This window comes from Flavobacterium solisilvae (assembly GCF_012911605.1).
In the GTDB taxonomy this organism is placed as follows: Bacteria; Bacteroidota; Bacteroidia; order Flavobacteriales; family Flavobacteriaceae; genus Flavobacterium; species Flavobacterium solisilvae.
Map to the genome: position 1 here is coordinate 370,753 of NZ_JAAMPT010000209.1, position 18,133 is coordinate 388,885.

At 33.0% G+C, this 18,133-nt stretch carries 15 protein-coding genes; 7 read left to right on the plus strand and 8 right to left on the minus strand.

Annotated elements, in window-relative coordinates; all coding sequences use genetic code 11:
- Positions 1-5: 5 nt before the first annotated feature.
- The 5 genes from G6042_RS14000 to G6042_RS14020 all read right to left on the minus strand — a co-directional run bounded on the left by G6042_RS14000 (position 6) and on the right by G6042_RS14020 (position 6,465).
- Positions 6-1,304, minus strand: a complete 1,299-nt coding sequence (locus G6042_RS14000) for a TIGR00341 family protein (protein ID WP_169525062.1) — start codon at positions 1,302-1,304, stop codon at positions 6-8.
- A 15-nt stretch (positions 1,305-1,319) separates the two neighbouring features.
- Entirely contained in the window at positions 1,320-2,960 is a 1,641-nt protein-coding gene (locus G6042_RS14005) for a pseudouridine synthase (protein WP_169525063.1), read from the minus strand.
- 35 nt (positions 2,961-2,995) lie between these two features.
- Positions 2,996-3,805: a mechanosensitive ion channel family protein gene (locus tag G6042_RS14010; protein ID WP_169525064.1), complete on the minus strand. Its 810-nt coding sequence runs from the start codon at positions 3,803-3,805 to the stop codon at positions 2,996-2,998.
- 169 nt (positions 3,806-3,974) lie between these two features.
- On the minus strand, positions 3,975-4,823 hold the full coding sequence (locus tag G6042_RS14015) for an AbiJ-NTD4 domain-containing protein (protein ID WP_169525065.1): 849 nt from the start codon (positions 4,821-4,823) through the stop codon (positions 3,975-3,977).
- Between the two features lie 13 nt (positions 4,824-4,836).
- Positions 4,837-6,465, minus strand: coding sequence for an acyl-CoA carboxylase subunit beta (locus tag G6042_RS14020; protein WP_169525066.1), 1,629 nt, complete (start codon positions 6,463-6,465; stop codon positions 4,837-4,839).
- 191 nt (positions 6,466-6,656) lie between these two features.
- Here G6042_RS14020 and G6042_RS14025 point away from each other — a divergent pair, with 191 nt between their 5' ends.
- From G6042_RS14025 to G6042_RS14040, 4 genes are all read left to right on the plus strand, one after another.
- A complete protein-coding gene (locus G6042_RS14025; RefSeq protein ID WP_169525067.1) occupies positions 6,657-7,301 on the plus strand; it encodes a DUF47 domain-containing protein in 645 nt (214 codons plus the stop codon).
- A 27-nt stretch (positions 7,302-7,328) separates the two neighbouring features.
- The gene (locus G6042_RS14030) at positions 7,329-8,642 is read left to right on the plus strand and encodes an inorganic phosphate transporter (RefSeq protein WP_169525068.1); all 1,314 of its coding nucleotides are present in this window, start codon (positions 7,329-7,331) and stop codon (positions 8,640-8,642) included.
- A 128-nt stretch (positions 8,643-8,770) separates the two neighbouring features.
- Entirely contained in the window at positions 8,771-9,994 is a 1,224-nt protein-coding gene (locus G6042_RS14035; protein WP_169525069.1) for a porin, read from the plus strand.
- A 114-nt stretch (positions 9,995-10,108) separates the two neighbouring features.
- Complete coding sequence (locus G6042_RS14040) at positions 10,109-10,570, plus strand: hypothetical protein (protein ID WP_169525070.1); 462 nt, start codon at positions 10,109-10,111, stop codon at positions 10,568-10,570.
- Positions 10,571-10,816: 246 nt separating this feature from the next.
- Here G6042_RS14040 and G6042_RS14045 read toward each other — a convergent pair whose 3' ends face one another.
- Together G6042_RS14045 and prfB are read right to left on the minus strand one after the other, a co-directional pair.
- A complete protein-coding gene (locus G6042_RS14045) occupies positions 10,817-12,013 on the minus strand; it encodes an IS256 family transposase (protein ID WP_169525071.1) in 1,197 nt (398 codons plus the stop codon).
- A gap of 104 nt (positions 12,014-12,117) precedes the next feature.
- A protein-coding gene (gene prfB, locus G6042_RS14050; RefSeq protein ID WP_169525072.1) for a peptide chain release factor 2 occupies positions 12,118-13,213 on the minus strand; the annotation gives its coding sequence in 2 pieces (ribosomal slippage) (positions 12,118-13,149 and positions 13,151-13,213; 1,095 coding nt in all).
- 188 nt (positions 13,214-13,401) lie between these two features.
- Between prfB and G6042_RS14055 the strand changes: the two genes are divergently transcribed.
- A complete protein-coding gene (locus tag G6042_RS14055; protein ID WP_169525073.1) occupies positions 13,402-14,427 on the plus strand; it encodes a threonine aldolase family protein in 1,026 nt (341 codons plus the stop codon).
- A gap of 39 nt (positions 14,428-14,466) precedes the next feature.
- Here the strand turns inward: G6042_RS14055 and G6042_RS14060 are convergent, their stop codons facing one another.
- Positions 14,467-14,790: a YbaB/EbfC family nucleoid-associated protein gene (locus tag G6042_RS14060; protein ID WP_169525074.1), complete on the minus strand. Its 324-nt coding sequence runs from the start codon at positions 14,788-14,790 to the stop codon at positions 14,467-14,469.
- Between the two features lie 132 nt (positions 14,791-14,922).
- On the opposite strand from G6042_RS14060, the gene G6042_RS14065 reads away from it, so the two are divergent.
- Positions 14,923-16,983 (plus strand): S9 family peptidase, encoded by a 2,061-nt coding sequence (locus G6042_RS14065; RefSeq protein ID WP_169525075.1) that lies wholly within the window; start codon positions 14,923-14,925, stop codon positions 16,981-16,983.
- Between the two features lie 77 nt (positions 16,984-17,060).
- Positions 17,061-18,101, plus strand: coding sequence for a PLP-dependent cysteine synthase family protein (locus tag G6042_RS14070; protein WP_169525076.1), 1,041 nt, complete (start codon positions 17,061-17,063; stop codon positions 18,099-18,101).
- The last annotated feature ends 32 nt before the right edge of the window (positions 18,102-18,133 follow it).

Genomic DNA, 18,133 nt, shown 5'->3' on the forward strand with positions numbered 1-18,133 from the left:
AAATATTATTCAGCGATTATTCTTAGATTATTTTTATTCAATCTTTTGTTCAACCATGACTGCATCTTTGTTTTTTCGTCTTCCGATAAATTAGGAACACTTTTATAAATCATTATTGGAACAATTTTTAAGCTATCTGTATTTTCAAAAAAATGATGATTAGCAATAGAAATGCTTTTTATCTTGGGAAAAAGTATTTTAAGTTCACTTAAGATTTCGTTATTATTATAGTTATTGTCTTTAATTTTCTTTTCGAGATTAGCAATGAGAACATCTTTTTGATTTTGTTTAGACTTGTCCTTATTGATTTCGTTTAAAATACTCTTTTTCAAATCGGTAGTATCTTGTCTGATGATTAAATTAGTATTATTTAATCCATATTCAGGTAAATTGGATTTTAATTGGTTGAGTTCATCAGAATTGTATTTTTTACTCAAAAAAGCTACTTCAATACTTTTTGGATTAGATTTTGAATTAAGATGTTTATAGATAAGAGTTAATCCTTTTTGGGTAAATTCTGTTTCAATGAAATTATTAGCTTTTAAAATGAATTTTTTTTCTTGAAATAATTGATTTGCAAAGAAAACACTTGGAATAATCATTACTAAAATCAATCCATAAATAATTTGTTTCACTCGATTTTCTGATACTTTATTTGAGAAATTTTGCGAAGATGGATACTTTAAATATTTTACAATTGCAAAAGTCGCTATGCAAATAAAAACGCAGTTTATGGTGTATAAATAAATCGCGCCAAAAAAGAATGAAAAATTACCAATAGCCAAACCATAACCTGCGGTACACAATGGCGGCATTAAAGCTGTTGCAATAGCTACACCTGGAATTGGATTGCCTTTTTCAACTCTGGTAATGGCAATTACACCAACTAATCCACCAAAAAAAGCAATTAAAACATCATAAATATTTGGTGAAGTTCGTGCTAATAATTCGGATTGCGTTTCTTTAAATGGACTTAAAAAAAAGTACAAAGTTGAAACGATTAAACTAACAACGGTGGCAATTATTAAGTTTTTAATGGATTTTTTGAACAAAGGAAAATCAAAAGTTCCAAGACTAAAACCAGCGCCAACAATTGGTCCCATTAATGGCGAAATTAGCATTGCACCAATAATTACTGCGGTCGAATTGACATTTAAACCTACAGAAGCAATAACTATTGCACAAGCCAAAATCCATAGATTAGAACCTCTAAATGAGATGTTTGACTTGACTTGTTCCAAAACTTTTTCTTTGATTTCTTCACCATTACTTAAATCAAAAAAAGTTATTATTTTATTAAGCATAATCGTTGGTTTTATCTATTTAAAAAAATCAATTTCTACCTGAATTGTCATTTCTTCTTTTGAAAAAGGATGAATAAATGTAATACTTTCAGCGTGAAGATGCAAACGATTGGCTTTGGTTCCATATAAATCGTCACCAACAATTGGACAATTCAATCCTAAATTGTGCGCCGCGTGAACACGTAGTTGATGCGTTCGTCCGGTAATCGGGTGGAAGTGAACCAAGGTTTGATTGTTACGAATTTCGATGGTTTTCCACTCGGTTTTTGCAGGTTTTCCATGTTCGAAACATACAACTTGATTGGGACGATTGTCTAAATCCACGCGAAGTGGCAATTCAATTGTTCCTTCTTTTGCTGTTAAAATTCCGTCAAGTAACGCAACGTAACGTTTTTTTACTTTTCGTTTGATGAATTGTGATTGCAGATTTTTATAGCTTTCAAAGTTTTTTCCAATCAAAATAATACCTGAAGTTGACATGTCTAATCGATGGACAATCATAGCATTAGGATATTTTGATTGAATTCGGGTTTGTACTGAATCGGTAATTTGTTTTCCCGGAACCGATAGAAATTCGGCGGGTTTGTTTACCGCAATAATGTGTTCGTCTTCAAATATGATTTCAAGTTCTTTTCCATCAGCTGGATTGATTTCAAACGGATTTTCATCGGTTTCAATGCCACTTAGCATGTGTTTTAAAATTGGTTCGCATTTGCCCATGCAAGCTGGATAAAACTGTTTATGTTTTCTAACTTCGGATTTTGGCGATTTTCCCCACCAAAATTCCGCCATAGCGATAGGTTTTAAATTATGTTGAAACGCATAATGCAATAATTTTGGCGCAGCACATTCACCTGAACCAGCCGGCGGATTTCCGTTAAAGATTTCGGCTAAACTTTTGAGTTCTTTGTTTTTATTCAGAAAAGCATATTCGGTAAAAAGTTGTTGTTGTAACGCAGCCGATTTTTCTTTTCGTTCTTCTTTTAATAGGTTGATTTTATTGGTGAACTGCTCTAAATTTTGTTTAGCTTCTTCCAATTTATAATTCCAATATTGCGTCATTTTTTTGAGCAAAATACCTTCGTCTTGACTTTCTTTGTTGAATTGTTCGAGTTGTTCAAGCGTTGCCGTTTGTCTTTTTTCAGCCCGAAGTTTTTTCCCGAGTTTTATTTTTTCTTTTTGAGCAGTAATTTCTTTTTCTGCTTGGAATTTAGTTTGTTCCAAATATTGAATGGCCGATAAATAGTCCTGGTTTTGTTCCAAAGCTTCGATTTCAGCATTGTATTGATTGAGAATGACTTCTTCTTTTTTGAAATAACCATTGTCGTCCAGCATATCATAAACCGTTGGAACAAACTTTGGGTGATGATTGCTTTCGGCTAATTTCCCCGAAAAAGCCCAAAGATAACCGAGTTCGCCATTTTGATTTTGAGCGACCAAAACGCCAAACATTTTTCCAATTTGCAGGCCTTTTTGTTTTTCGTCTAAACCAAAATTATGCTCAAAATCGGTTTGGGTTTCCAAATAATTTTGCAGTTCTTTTGCTGCAATTCTGCTTAATTCGTGCGGTTCATAATAAAACGGAAAGGTGAATTTTTCAGGAATCTTTTCTGTTAAAATAGATTTTGGAAAAAGTTGAAAAAGAGATGAATTCATTTATTTTAGTACTGAATTAGCAAAAGATGATTTACTTAATCTATTTTGTGAATTACTCTTTGAGGAAAAGGAATTTCAATATTATTGATTTTGAAAAGTTCAAATATTTTAATTCGAATATCACTTTTTACATTTTCAATTCTAAAAACTTCGCTAGACCAAAAAAGCACTGTAAAATCAAGTGATGATTCTCCAAAATCACTAAAACGTATGACAGGTTTTTTGCTTTTTTCTACTGCATTATGACTTTCTACTGCATCATTTAATAATTTTATAACTAGATTTATATCAGAGTTATAACCTACGCCAACTTTAATTTCAAATCGAGATAAAACGTCATTGTGAGTCCAGTTGACTAATTGATTTTTTGTTAAATCAGTATTGGGAACAATTATATATTTATCATCTCTTGTGATTACCATAGTAGTTCTAAAATCGATTTGAACCACTTGACCAATTAATCCATCAACTTCAATTACATCCCCAACTTTTACACTTGAATCTATTAACAGAATTATTCCCGAAATAAAGTCGCTAAATAAATTTTGTAATCCAAAACCCAAACCAACTAAAAGCGCTGAAGAACCAAGGAGTAAGTAAGAAACGTTGAAACCAAGTATATGTAAAAAAGAAATTAGAGTAAGTGTATAAGCAACATATTTTATTAGTTGATAGACTGAATATTTTTTTGCTATATCAAAAGTTGAACTTTTATTAATTCCGGTTTTTACAAGTAACAACACTACTTTTACAACAATAAAAACTACAAATAATTGTATCAAAGTATATACCTTAATAGTAAAATTGTCATAATCAATAAGGATATAATCTAGGAATTCTTTCAAGTGGAGTTCATTTTTTATATGATTCCAAAATTACAAAAAAATATACTTTAATGCTATAATTGTCTTTGTTTTCTGTAATTTTGGTTTGTAATAAAACGGAAAGGGAAATTTTTATGGTAATGGAATAGTGGAGATGTTGGTTTGAAATGAGTGAAATAATCCAATTAAATCAAATCATTTTACTTTTTAAATAATTAATAAAGGAAACACAAACGACCAGAATGAATTTTGCCTCATGAAAATCAATGACTATATCATCTTCTTTTAATCCATGTCTTATTCCTGCTCCATCACTAGCATAACCATACAAAGAAGATATAGATTTTTTTAATGCAGGATGGAGTTGATTGTTTTTTTCTAAGATGCTAAGAGTTTCACCTAGAGTAGCTTTGTCATTATTAGTATAGATTTTACACAATGATTCAACAGCAGAAATAGACTCTTTAATACTATTTCTGTAAATAGGATTGTTTTTCTCAGATAAAATATTTGTGGCTGCTTTTAGATGATCATTGACTGAATTAAAAATTGTGTTACCAGCTATGGCTTCTTCAATTTCTTCAATCTCTTCTTTTGAAGTAATTGCTATAATTTTATTATCTATGAATCTGTAAGCCGACTTTTCTCTTTCAAAAATTTTATTAAATGTAATAATTGTTTCTGGAGTAAAATATTTTGATGAGTATTCAATCAAATCATATATTTCATACCACATAGTAGAATTGGAAAAGAAAAAATCTCTAATGAACTTAAAAAAAACTTCTTCATTTACATAAGTTCTACCACTACTTGAATACACAGGAGCTTTATCGATTGGTATTTTAAAAAAATTCAACCATAGTTCATAGCAGTATTTAAGCAATTTATTTTCATTTGAATTATAATTATACTGTTCAATTTTTTTTAGATATGATTCTAAAAAAAGTGACCAAATGGAATTTTTTAAATCGATATCAATATTTTCAATTTGAAGTTGCTCTTTAATTGGTTTAAAACCATTTCGTTCAGAAAATCTCATAATTTATAATAATTTAAACCTGTATAACTCCTAAATTAAATTTTTTTTCAATTGGAGCATGATTGGCAGCTTCAATTCCCATAGAAATCCAAGTTCGGGTTTCTAATGGATCGATAATTGCATCGGTCCAAAGTCTTGCCGCAGCGTAATAAGGAGAAACTTGCGCATCATATCGTGCTTTGATTTTATCAAACAGTTCTTGTTCTTTCACTTCATCCACAATTTCTCCTTTGGCTTTTAAGGAAGAAGCTTCAATTTGTGCTAAAACTTTGGCTGCTTGTGTTCCACCCATTACGGCAAGTTCGGCACTTGGCCAAGCAAATATCAATCTTGGGTCGTATGCTTTTCCACACATGGCATAATTTCCGGCACCATAAGAATTTCCAACAACAACCGTAAATTTTGGAACAACCGAATTAGAAACCGCATTCACCATTTTGGCTCCATCTTTTATAATTCCGCCGTGTTCCGATTTACTTCCAACCATAAATCCAGTTACGTCTTGAAGAAAAACCAACGGAATTTTCTTTTGGTTACAGTTTGCAATAAATCGTGTGGCTTTATCGGCAGAACTGGAATAAATTACGCCTCCAAATTCAATTTCGCCTTTTTTGGTTTTAGAAACTGTACGTTGATTGGCAACAATTCCAACAGCCCAACCGTCAATTCTCGCATAACAAGTAATAATCGATTTTCCATAATCAGGTTTGTACATATCCATTTCGGAGTTATCAACCAATCGTTTGATGATTTCCATCATATCGTATTGATCTGAACGTGATTTTGGTAAAATTCCGTAGATATCTTTTTCTTCCAATGCAGGTTTTTCAGGTTTTTCACGGTTGAAACCTGCTTTTTCATAATCACCAATTTTTCCAACAATACTTTTTATTCTGTCCAAAGCATCTTTATCGTCTTTGGCTTTATAATCGGTTACACCTGAAATTTCGCAATGCGTAGTTGCTCCGCCAAGTGTTTCGTTGTCAATGTTTTCTCCAATAGCAGCTTTGACCAAATAACTTCCAGCAAGAAATATACTTCCTGTTTTATCTACAATCATCGCTTCATCACTCATGATTGGCAAATAAGCACCACCAGCAACACAACTTCCCATAACAGCAGCAATTTGGGTAATTCCCATACTCGACATGATGGCGTTATTTCTAAAAATACGACCGAAATGTTCTTTATCAGGGAAAATTTCGTCTTGCATTGGCAAATAAACTCCAGCAGAATCGACTAAATAAATAATTGGTAAACGATTTTCCATGGCAATTTCTTGCGCGCGAAGATTTTTCTTTCCTGTAATTGGAAACCATGCGCCAGCTTTTACTGTAGCATCATTGGCAACAACAATACATTGTTTTCCTTTGATATAACCCATTTTTACTACAACACCACCAGATGGACAACCACCGTGTTCGGCATACATTCCGTCGCCAACAAAAGCACCAATTTCGATACTTTTTGCTTTTTCATCAAGCAGATAATCAATACGTTCACGAGCGGTCATTTTGCCTTCGGCATGAAGTTTTTCGATACGTTTTTCACCGCCGCCAAGTTTTACTTTGGCAAAACGCTGTTTTAAATCTGATAATAAAAGTCTGTTATGATCTTCGTTTTTATTGAAGTTGATATCCATTTGTAAAATATATTGTTGTTGTTTTTATTTGGGTTGCTAATCTACGAAAACGTTTTCAAAGCCAAAAATTATACAGATTTATGTCTGATTTTTTAATGTTAACAAATTGTAAATTTCAGTCAAAATGATCAATATATATTTAATATTCACTTAACATTAGAGTAATACATTTGCATCAAATTTTTAACATCATGACATTAAACAACATCTTCCAGTTTTTAGTTCCAAAAGATAAAAAATTCTTCCCACTTTTTGAACAAGCAGCATCTAATTTAGTTTTATTAGCAGAAACTTTGCATGAAGCAGTAAACGCGCCAAAAGTAGAGCGTGAAGAGTATTTCAAAAAAGTAGAAGAACTTGAGGCAACACTTGAAGAAATCACTCATAAAACACACTTAGAGTTAAGTAGAAATTTTATTACTCCGTTTGATCGAGAAGATATTTATGCTTTGGTAAAGGCAATGGATAATGTAGCTGATTTTATGCATGGAGCAGCAAGCAGAATGCGTTTGTATCAAGTAGATAAAATTACAAAGTCTATTAGAAAATTAACCGAAATTAACGTTGAAGCATGTCAGTTGATACAAGTTGGTATCAAGGAATTGAAAGATATGAAAGATCATAAAGCGATTAAAGATACTTGTAAAAAAATCAACAAACTGGAAAGCAAAGCCGATTCAGTTTTTGATAAAGCAGTTGCTGATATTTTTGAGAACGAAACGGATGTAAAAAACATCATTAAATACAAAGAAGTACTTTCTGCCTTAGAATCTGCATCAGATAAATGTAAAAGTGTTTCTAACGTAATGGAACAAATTTCTGTAAAACATTCATAATTAATCTTTAAAAATTAAACATTATTTATGGATTTTACATTATTAATTGTCATCATTTTTTTAGCACTTGTTTTTGATTACATCAATGGTTTTCATGATGCAGCCAATTCAATTGCTACAATTGTGGCAACTAAGGTTTTAACACCTTTTCAAGCGGTTCTTTGGGCAGCGGTTTTCAATTTCATGGCGTATTGGGTTTTTGGATTTGGTGTTGCCGATACGGTTGCCAAAACTGCCCATACTAGTAGTATTGATTTGGTCGTTATTCTTGCCGGAGTTATTGCTGCAATTATTTGGAATTTATTGACTTGGTGGAAAGGAATTCCGTCTTCTTCTTCTCATACTTTAATTGGTGGTTTTGCTGGAGCAGCAATTGCACACGGTTTTTATGATGCCAATGTTCCTGTGGAAGATTATGGTTTTAAAATTGTAAACTGGTTAAAAGATGCCAAAGAAGGTGAATTATTGCCATCTGGAGTAATGATTGTAATTTTATTTATTGTCTTTGCTCCATTATTAGGAATGATAATTTCCTATTTTATTTCGCTTTGGTTAATGTATTCATCAAAGAAAAATAAATGGCCAAAAGTTTTAACTGTAGTATTGATGCTATTAGTTTTATGGTTTTTGAGCACGGTTTTAAAATTTGATTACGTTCCAGAAAAAGCAATGTTTCATAATAAATTTTGGTATTTTATTAGTGAACCACATAATATCAAATGGTTTTTGGTTGCTATTATTTTCTATAGTTTGGCAACATTCAATTTGCTATTTAGCAGTTTTTCAACAGCTACAGCTGAAAAAGTTCTAAAGAAAATGCAGTTATTATCATCAGCAGCATTTAGTTTGGGACATGGTGGAAATGATTCTCAAAAAGTAATGGGAATTATTGCTGCAGCAGTAATGGTTTATGTAAAATTAAATCCAGATGCTGAATTATCTATTGGAGGAATTCTTGACTTACACATCGATATTGACAAAGGTACAATGCCAGGTTGGATTCCATTAACGTGTTATACAGTGATTGCATTAGGAACTTTAAGCGGTGGATGGAAAATTGTAAAAACTATGGGTTCCAAAATCACAAAAGTTACCGCTTTTGAAGGCGTTGTGGCAGAATCGGCTGGAGCGTTGACTTTGTTTTCAACAGAACATTTTAAAATTCCAGTATCAACAACGCATACCATTACAGGGTCAATCATTGGAGTAGGAGTTACCAAGAGAGTTTCTGCTGTTCGTTGGGGTGTAACCGTAAAACTATTGTGGGCTTGGATTTTAACTATTCCTGTTTCTGCGGTATTAGCAGCGTTAACTTATTATCTACTAAAATTATTTTTATAATATTTTGATACATTATCAAGCCAACTGTTATGGTTGGCTTTTTTTGTAACTTATTTACGTTTGTTATTAAATCATTTAGAAAACGTCAAATTTTTGTAAACAACACTAACTAATTATACAAATTCAGAATGAAGAAAATACTATTACTAAGTTTATTCTTTATATCCTTTATCGGAACTTCACAGGTTACTATCAAGCAAACCAAAGACGATAATGATGTAAAGCTTTCTGTATTACCTTATTATAATTTTGGAAAAGGTATCGGAATGACTTCTCCTGATAGCATTTTTCAATTAAACATTCGCTTTAGAATGCAGAATAGGGTAAGCTATATTAAAAACGATGACGAAAATGGTGGTTATGATGCACAAATTCGTCGTTTGCGATTGCGTTTCGATGGTTATGTAGGAAGTCCAAAATTTTTATACGCATTACAATTATCTTTTGCGCCAGGCGATGTAGGTGAAATTCGCGATGGTGAAAACATCAATATCATTCGTGATGCAGTGATTTTCTATCGTCCAAATAAGAATTTCAACATTAGTTTTGGGCAAACAAAATTACCAGGAAATCGTCAGCGTGTGAACTCTTCTGGAGGTTTGCAATTGACCGATAGAACAATTAATAATGCTCGATTTACGATTGATAGAGATTTTGGTTTTCAAGTTCACAATTTGAATGAATTCAAAGATAAATTCTCTTATAATTTTAAAGCTGCAGTTTCTACTGGTGAAGGACGAAACAGCACCGAAAAACCCGATGATGGCGTTGCTGTTACCGGAAAAGTTGAAGCCTTTCCATTTGGTGCGTTTTCCAAAGACGGAACTTATTTTGAAGGCGATGTTGTTCGCGAAAAGAAACCAAAATTGATGTTGTCGGGAGCATTTCAGCAAAATAATCATGCGAGAAGAACACAAGGTCAATTAGGTAATGATTTATTTGATACACGAACGATGAAATCAGTTATGCTTGATGCCATGTTTAAGTATAACGGTTGGGCTGCGATGATGAGTTATATGTCTAGAACTACCAATGAAAATGCGGTAACGTTCAATCCTGATGATATAACAGAAACCAGTTTTGCTTATGTTGGAAACGGATTTGATTATCAAGCGAGTTACTGTACAAAATCCAACTATGAATTTATTGCACGTTATTCGGTTCAAAATGTAGCCGATGACATTCGTACTTTGGCACCAAATACCAGACAATATTCCATTGGTGTAACCAAATACATTTGGGAACATGCGTTCAAACTTCAAACCGAATTGAATTTTGATAAATTAAATTTTGCCGATGGAACTACAAAAAACAATTGGTATTTGCGTTTTCAAGTAGAAATCGGAATTTAATTTTTACAAACAGAAGAACAAAATATACTCCAATGTTAAGTTTTTACTCAAAATGAAAACTTAACATTGGAGTATCGTTTTATATAATACATTTGTTTATCAATTTCTATTCTTATGATTAAAAGAAAACCAACACAAACCAGCGAAGTTTCAGAAACTGTTAAAGAAGTGATTACTACAAATGAAGTTCCAAACACTGAAACATCAGAAACAGAAGCAAAACCAAAACCAACCAGAAGAAGAACGACTAAAGTTGTTCAACCTGTTGTGGAAGAAGCCAATGATGTAGTGGAAGAAAACCAGCCAGTTGTTGAAAATACTGATGCCGAAGTTATTTCTCAATCGGATATTTTAGAAGAAGCTGCAGCCATTGCTAAAAAGATAAAGTCTAAAAAAGCTAAGGAAAAGGCTAAAGCTAAAGCAAAGGAAAAACAGAAAAAGAAAAAAGTGAAGGAAAAAGAAAAGCTTAGAGCCAAAAAAGCGAAAGAGAAAAAGAAAAAGAAGGAAAAAATTAAAAAAGCAAAGCAAAAAGCTAAAGAAAAGAAAAAGTCAAAATCTAAAAAGAAGAAAAAATAATAGGAAAAGCTGATACATGTTATCGGCTTTTTTTATGAAATGCTATGCTATAAAAATACAAAAGTCGACCTGGAGCGATCGACTATTGTGGTGAGGTGTAACTTCTTTTCAGAATCCTCGTTGCAAATATAGGATTAATTTTTTAGTAATTAATCAAAGTTTACTGTAATTTTAAAACAGACTGATATTTAAGACACTATCCTAAAAAGTGTGTAAGTTAAAAATAATGGGGTTTGACTTTTTTAATTAAAGTTGAACCCTTTTTTCAAATATAGTTAAGAACTGATTGAGAATTAATCCCCAATTTTGGATTGGCATTGACCATTTTTTGGTTGCTTCTCTAAGAGCCAAATATACGGATTTTAAAACAGCATCATCCGTTGGGAACGATAATTTATTTTTGGTGTACTTTCTAATCTTACCATTAAGATTTTCGATTAAATTAGTGGTGTAAATTATTTTTCTGATTTCTATTGGAAAGTCAAAAAATACAGTTAATTCTTCCCAGTTTTCTTCCCAAGATTTTACCGCATAAGGATATTTATGGTTCCATTTATTGGCAAAATCTTCTAAAGCTCCTTTGGCAGCCTGTTTAGTTGGAGCATTATAAATTTGCTTCATGTCTTTTGAAAATTCCTTCTTATCCTTCCAAACCACATAACGAGCAGAATTTCTAATTTGATGAACTACACAGATTTGAGTTTGTGATTCAGGGAATACATTTTTAATAGTTTGAGTAAATCCGTTTAGATTATCAGTTGCTGTAATTAAGATATCTTCAACACCTCTGGCTTTTAAATCAGTTAATACACCTAACCAAAAACTAGCACTTTCATTCTTTCCTAACCACATACCAAGAACTTCTTTTTTACCATCTCTATTAAGACCAACTGCTAGATAAATAGTCTTGTTTATAACCTTTGAACTCTCGCGAACTTTAAATACGATACCATCCATCCAAACAATTAAATAAACAGGATCTAATGGACGATTTTGCCAGGCTATAATATCACTGGCTACTGATTCTGTTATACGTGATATCGTTGATGTAGAAATGTCAAAATTATATACTTCTCTAATCTGTTCTTCAATATCACTAACACTCATTCCTTTGGCATATAAGGAGACAATTACGTTCTCTAATCCATCTACCATGTTTTGCCTTTTTGGAACAATCATAGGATTAAAAGAAGCTTCTCTGTCTCTAGGAACTTGAATTTCCGATTCACCAAAAGAGGTTTTTACTTTTTTACTGGAATAACCATTCCTTGAGTTAGAGGTAGTTGATTTTTCATGCTTATCATATCCTAAATGAGCATCGAGTTCACCGTTTAAGATAGCTTCTAATCCACGTTTTTGTAGTTGGGCAAGAAAGCCATTTAGGTCTTCGCCTGTTTTGAATTGCTTTAAGAATTCATCCGATAATAAATCTTCTTTTTTCATAAGACTGTGTAAAATTTAAAATTAAACAAAAAAATAATGGGGTTTTAAAACCCCATTATTTTTTCTACTTACACAGTTTATGGTATAGTACTATATTTAATGTGTTACTCTTCTTTTTGTCCCATCATCATCAAGTAAGCCTTTAAAAACTCATCGATTTCACCATTCATAACACCTTCAACATCGCTGGTTTCATAACTAGTTCTTACATCTTTTACTAATTTATAAGGATGCATAACGTAGTTACGAATTTGTGAACCCCATTCAATTTTCATTTTTCCAGCTTCAATATCGCTACGTTGTGCTTGTTGTTTTTTTAGCTCAATTTCATACAATTGCGATTTCAACATTTGCATCGCTCGTTGACGGTTATCTTGCTGCGAACGTGTTTCCGAACATTGAATTTGAATTCCTGTGGGTTTGTGAAACAATTGTACTTTGGTTTCAACTTTATTTACGTTTTGTCCACCAGCTCCGCTCGAACGGGAAGTAATGATTTCAATATCGGCAGGATTGATTTCTATTTCGATAGTATCATCAACTAATGGATAAACATAAACTGAGGCAAACGAAGTATGTCGTTTCGCATTACTATCAAATGGTGAAATACGAACCAATCGATGAACACCATTTTCACCTTTTAAGTAACCAAAAGCATAATCGCCTTCAATTTCTAGTGTAACGGTTTTTATTCCGGCAACGTCGCCTTCTTGAAAGTTTAGTTCTTTTACTTTGTAACCTTGACTTTCTGCCCACATTAAGTACATTCGCATCAACATAGAAGCCCAATCACAACTTTCGGTTCCGCCAGCTCCAGCCGTAATTTGCAATACAGCACTTAAACTGTCGCCTTCATCAGAAAGCATGTTTTTGAATTCCAGATTTTCAATATGTGTATTGGTTAATTCATATTGACTATCCAGTTCTTCTTCAGTAGCTTCACCTTCTTTAAAGAATTCATAGGTTATTTGAAGTTCTTCGCAAAGGTTTTCTCCTTTTTCAAAATCTTCTACCCATTTTTTCTTCGAACGCAGGTTTTTTACAATAATTTCGGCTTCTTTTGCATTATTCCAAAAGTCGGGCGCAAAAGTTTTTTCTTCCTCGTTGGTAATTTCAATTAGCTTGGCATCAATGTCAAAGATACCTCCTCAACGCACCAAGGCGTTCTACAATACCTTTTATTTGTTCGGTATTTGTCATAAATAATGTAGTTTTGCGTTTTTTTACTGCTGGTTTTAGCCCCGATAGAAGTGGAAATCCTTTTTATTGCTTCACAAAACTGCCCTTCGAATGTGCTCAGGGTGACAAAGCAATAAAAAGATTGTAACGAATAGCGGGAATCAGCTCCTAAATAATATTATTGCGAAAGTAAGACAAGAATTCTGAATATGGAAATTAATTTGATTAGCGACACGGTTACTAAACCTTCGGCGGAAATGTTGAAAGCAATGTTTATGGCAAAAGTAGGTGATGACGTTTTTAAGCAAGATCCAACAGTGAATGAATTTGAGCGAATTGTAGCGGATTTATTTGGAATGGAAGCGGCATTGTTTTTTCCTTCGGGAACAATGGCTAATCAAACGGCGATTAAATTAAATACCAATCCTGGTGACCAGATTATTTGTGACAAATGGTCGCATATTCACTTGTATGAAGCTGGCGGAGCGTCGTTTAATAGCGGTGTCAATTTTAATTTGTTGGACGGAAATAGAGGAATGATTACGGCAGAACAAGTAGAAAACGGAATTAATGATCCAGAGTTTTATCATGCGCCATTATCAAAAATGGTTGGTATTGAAAATACAACCAACAAAGGCGGTGGAGCTTGTTATGACTTGGAAGAATTGCAAAAAATAAAGCAAGTTTGTGTTGAAAATAATTTGAAATACCATTTGGATGGCGCTCGACTTTGGAACGCTATGATGGCCAAAAAGCAACATCCTAAACAGTTTGGAGCGTTGTTTGACACCATTTCGGTTTGTTTCTCAAAAGGTTTGGGTTGTCCGGTTGGTTCGGTTTTAGTTTCTGATGCGGAAACTATTCATCGAGCACTTCGAATTCGAAAGATTTTTGGCGGCAATATGCGTCAATCGGGTTATTTAGCCGCAGCCGGAATTTATGCTTTGCATAACAATATCAATAGGCTAGAAGAAGATCACAAACGCGCAAAGGAATTGGGTAAAGTCTTGTCTGGCTTGAGTTGGGTAAAAACTGTTGAACCTGTTGAAACCAATATTGTTATTTTCTCAGTAAACGATGGAATTGATGATAAATTGGTTATCGAAAAACTAAAACAAAAACGAATTGGAATTAGTTTGATGGCAAAAAATACCTTGCGAATGGTTACCCATTTGGATTACAAACAAGTCATGCACGAATATGTGATTGATGCTTTGGAGAAGATAAAATTCTAAAAAAAACCAGTAAACTATTTGATTTACTGGTTTTTAAGTTTATTTAAACAAATCCATTCCAGGAATATTTGGCATTCCTTCTTTGGCAACAGCTGCCAATTCGGCTTCGTTTACATTGGTAGCGCGTTCAATCGCTTTGTTAAGTACCAAAATCAAATAATCTTCCAGTTGTTCTTTGTCTTCTAGCAAACTTTCGTCTATAGAAATCGATTTAATTTTTCGGTTGGCAGTAAGCGTTACTTCAAGCAAACCATCATTACTTTTTTCGTCAATCAAAACAGTATCAAGACGTTGTTTTGTCGCTTCAATTTTTTGTTGGGTTTCTTTCAGTTTACCCATCATGTTCATCATGTCTCCAAACATTTTTATAGGAATTAATTGTTTAAGACAAAAATAGTGTTTTTTGTTAATTTCTAAGTTTATAACTAATTGTTAAAATAAAATATTTACTTTCACGAGTACTTATTTTTGTACATTAAATTCATTTCAAAATAAATGTCAAATTCCATTCAGCCGCCAAAAGCGAAAATAATTCCAAAGCAACTCGAAAAACATGGACACATTCGAACCGATAATTATTATTGGTTAAACGAAAGAGAAAATCCTGAAGTGATTGAGTATTTAAACCAAGAAAACGAATATTATCAGCAATCTACGGCTCATACAAAGGAATTTCAGACAGCTTTATTCGAAGAAATGAAAGCTAGAATTAAGGAAGACGACCAATCGGTTCCTTATTTTTACAACGGTTATTTCTACATCACCCGATTTGAAAAAGGAAAAGATTATCCTATTTATGCCCGAAAAAAAGAAAACTTAAATTCTCCCGAAGAAATTCTGTTTGATTGTAACGAAATGGCAAAAGGTCATGCTTATTTTCAAATGACAGGTTTAAGTGTAAGCGATGATAATCAATGGATTGCTTTTGGAATTGATACCGTTTCCAGACGACAATATACCATTCAAATTAAGAATTTAGTAACCAATGAAATTCTACCCACTAAAATTGAAAATACAACAGGAAGTTCAACTTGGGCAAGCGATAATCAAACCTTATTTTATTCTAGAAAAGACGATGTAACGCTTCGTTCCGATAAAATTTACAAACATAAACTCGATTCAAATCCAGCCGATGATATTTTGGTTTATCACGAAAAAGACGAAACATTTGACGTTAGCGTTTTTAAATCGAAGTCAAGAAAATACATTCTAATTCAGTCCGATAGTACAATGACAACTGAATATCGATTGTTATTGGCTTCCAAACCCGATGGAAAATTTAAAGTATTTCAAAAACGAACGCGTGGTTTAGAATATTCGGTGTCGCATTTTGAAGACCATTTTTATATCATTACCAATAAAGATGAGGCAACCAATTTCAAGTTGATGAAAACGCCCGAAGACAAAACTTCTAAAGACAACTGGATTGATGAAATTCCGCATAGAGAAGATGTTTTGCTCGAAGATATTGATATTTTTAGAGATTATTTGGTGGTTTCTGAGCGTTCTGAAGGATTAAATAAAATCAGAATAATTCATTGGAAAACCAACAAAGAATATTATTTACCTTTTAATAGCGAAACGTATTCGGCTTATACCACAACCAATCTCGATTTTGACACCGAAATTTTAAGATATAGCTTTCAATCATTGGCAACGCCATCATCGCTTGTTGATTTTAACATGAAAACCAAAGAGAAAACTATCTTGAAAGAACAAGAAGTTTTGGGCGGAACATTTGATAAAAACAATTATAAAGAAGAACGCATTTGGGCAACCGCAATTGACGGAACCAAAGTGCCAATTTCGATGATTTATAAAAAAGGAATGAAGAAAAACGGCAAAAATCCTTTGTTGCTTTATGCTTATGGTTCCTATGGTGTAACGATGGATTGCTATTTTTCAACCGTTCGACTCTCGCTTTTGGATAGAGGATTTATTTATGCCATTGCACATGTTCGCGGTGGAGAAGATTTAGGTCGTCAATGGTATGAAGATGGAAAATTATTGAAAAAGAAAAACACGTTTACTGATTTTATCGATTGTTCTAAATTTGTTATTGCCGAAAAATATACATCAACCGAACATTTATATGCCGAAGGTGGTTCTGCTGGCGGATTATTGATGGGTGCAATTCTAAACATGGCACCAAATTTGTATAACGGAGTAATCGCACAAGTGCCGTTTGTAGATGTGGTAACAACTATGTTAGATGACAGCATTCCGTTGACAACTGGAGAATATGACGAATGGGGAAATCCTAATGTAAAAAAATATTACAACTATATGTTGTCCTATTCACCTTACGATAATGTAGTGGCACAGGATTATCCAAATATTTATATTGCAACAGGTTTACACGACTCGCAAGTACAATATTGGGAGCCAGCAAAATGGATTGCTAAATTAAGAACACTAAAAACAAATGATAAGCAATTATACCTTGATACTAACATGGAAGCTGGTCATGGCGGAGCATCGGGAAGGTTTGAATCGCTTAAAGAAATCGCCAAAGAATTCAGTTTTTTGTTAGATTTAGAAGGAATAAAAAGATAGTTAAAATATTTTTATTAAATTTGCAATGTTTTGAAGACTGAAATAGTGTCTTCTTTTTGCCTTGACTAATTTATTTTATGGAAGAAAATATAAAAGCTCACGATAATGTACTAAGTTTAATAGGGAACACACCTTTAATTAAACTGAACAAAATCACAGAATCTTTACAAGGAAATTTTTATGCCAAAGTTGAAGCTTTCAACCCAGGTCATTCTACTAAAGACAGAATAGCATTATATATTATTGAAGAAGCCGAAAGACAAGGAATTTTAACTCCTGGCGATACTATTATTGAAACTACTTCTGGTAACACAGGATTTAGTTTAGCAATGGTAAGTATCATCAAAGGTTACAATTGTATTTTGGCAGTGAGTTCAAAATCTTCAAAGGACAAAATCGATATGTTGCGTTCGCTAGGAGCAAAAGTATATGTTTGTCCAGCTCACGTTTCTGCCGATGATGAGCGTTCTTATTATAATGTAGCAAAACGTTTACACGAAGAAACTAAAGGTTCGGTTTACATTAATCAATATTTTAACCAATTAAATGTTGATGCTCATTATAAAACAACTGGTCCAGAAATTTGGGAACAAACCAATGGAAAAATCACTCACTTAATCGCATGTAGCGGAACAGGTGGAACGATTTCGGGAGCAGCAAAATTCTTAAAAGAAAAAAATCCAAATATTAGAATTCTAGGAGTGGATGCATTTGGTTCAGTATTGAAAAAATACCACGAAACTAGAGAGTTTGACGCCGAAGAAATTTATCCCTACCGAATAGAAGGTTTGGGTAAAAACCTAATTCCAACCGCAACAGATTTTGACGTTATTGATAATTTCATGAAAGTAACTGATGAAGAAAGTGCTCACACTACAAGAGAAATCGCTAAAAAAGAAGGTTTATTTGTAGGTTATACTTCTGGAGCTGTAATGCAAGCCATCAAGCAATATGCAGAAGAAGGCGAATTTAACGAAAACAGTAATGTTATTGCAATTTTCCCTGATCACGGTTCACGATACATGAGTAAAGTATTCAGCGATGATTGGATGAACGAACAGGGTTTCTTTGATAGCATCAATGCCGAAGAAGTTCAAAAAGTTGAATTTATTAAATAGATTTTAAAATTAATAGAAGAAGAAAACCACTC

What these genes read in the sequence shown, in the direction of transcription:
- G6042_RS14000 (WP_169525062.1), bottom strand. Translation starts at nt 1,304, where the DNA reads ATGCTTAATAAAATAATAACTTTTTTTGATTTAAGTAATGGTGAAGAA.
- G6042_RS14005 (WP_169525063.1), bottom strand. Translation starts at nt 2,960, where the DNA reads ATGAATTCATCTCTTTTTCAACTTTTTCCAAAATCTATTTTAACAGAA.
- G6042_RS14015 (WP_169525065.1), bottom strand. Translation starts at nt 4,823, where the DNA reads ATGAGATTTTCTGAACGAAATGGTTTTAAACCAATTAAAGAGCAACTT.
- G6042_RS14020 (WP_169525066.1), bottom strand. Translation starts at nt 6,465, where the DNA reads ATGGATATCAACTTCAATAAAAACGAAGATCATAACAGACTTTTATTA.
- G6042_RS14025 (WP_169525067.1), top strand. Translation starts at nt 6,657, where the DNA reads ATGACATTAAACAACATCTTCCAGTTTTTAGTTCCAAAAGATAAAAAA.
- G6042_RS14030 (WP_169525068.1), top strand. Translation starts at nt 7,329, where the DNA reads ATGGATTTTACATTATTAATTGTCATCATTTTTTTAGCACTTGTTTTT.
- G6042_RS14035 (WP_169525069.1), top strand. Translation starts at nt 8,771, where the DNA reads ATGAAGAAAATACTATTACTAAGTTTATTCTTTATATCCTTTATCGGA.
- G6042_RS14040 (WP_169525070.1), top strand. Translation starts at nt 10,109, where the DNA reads ATGATTAAAAGAAAACCAACACAAACCAGCGAAGTTTCAGAAACTGTT.
- G6042_RS14045 (WP_169525071.1), bottom strand. Translation starts at nt 12,013, where the DNA reads ATGAAAAAAGAAGATTTATTATCGGATGAATTCTTAAAGCAATTCAAA.
- G6042_RS14055 (WP_169525073.1), top strand. Translation starts at nt 13,402, where the DNA reads ATGGAAATTAATTTGATTAGCGACACGGTTACTAAACCTTCGGCGGAA.
- G6042_RS14060 (WP_169525074.1), bottom strand. Translation starts at nt 14,790, where the DNA reads ATGTTTGGAGACATGATGAACATGATGGGTAAACTGAAAGAAACCCAA.
- G6042_RS14065 (WP_169525075.1), top strand. Translation starts at nt 14,923, where the DNA reads ATGTCAAATTCCATTCAGCCGCCAAAAGCGAAAATAATTCCAAAGCAA.
- G6042_RS14070 (WP_169525076.1), top strand. Translation starts at nt 17,061, where the DNA reads ATGGAAGAAAATATAAAAGCTCACGATAATGTACTAAGTTTAATAGGG.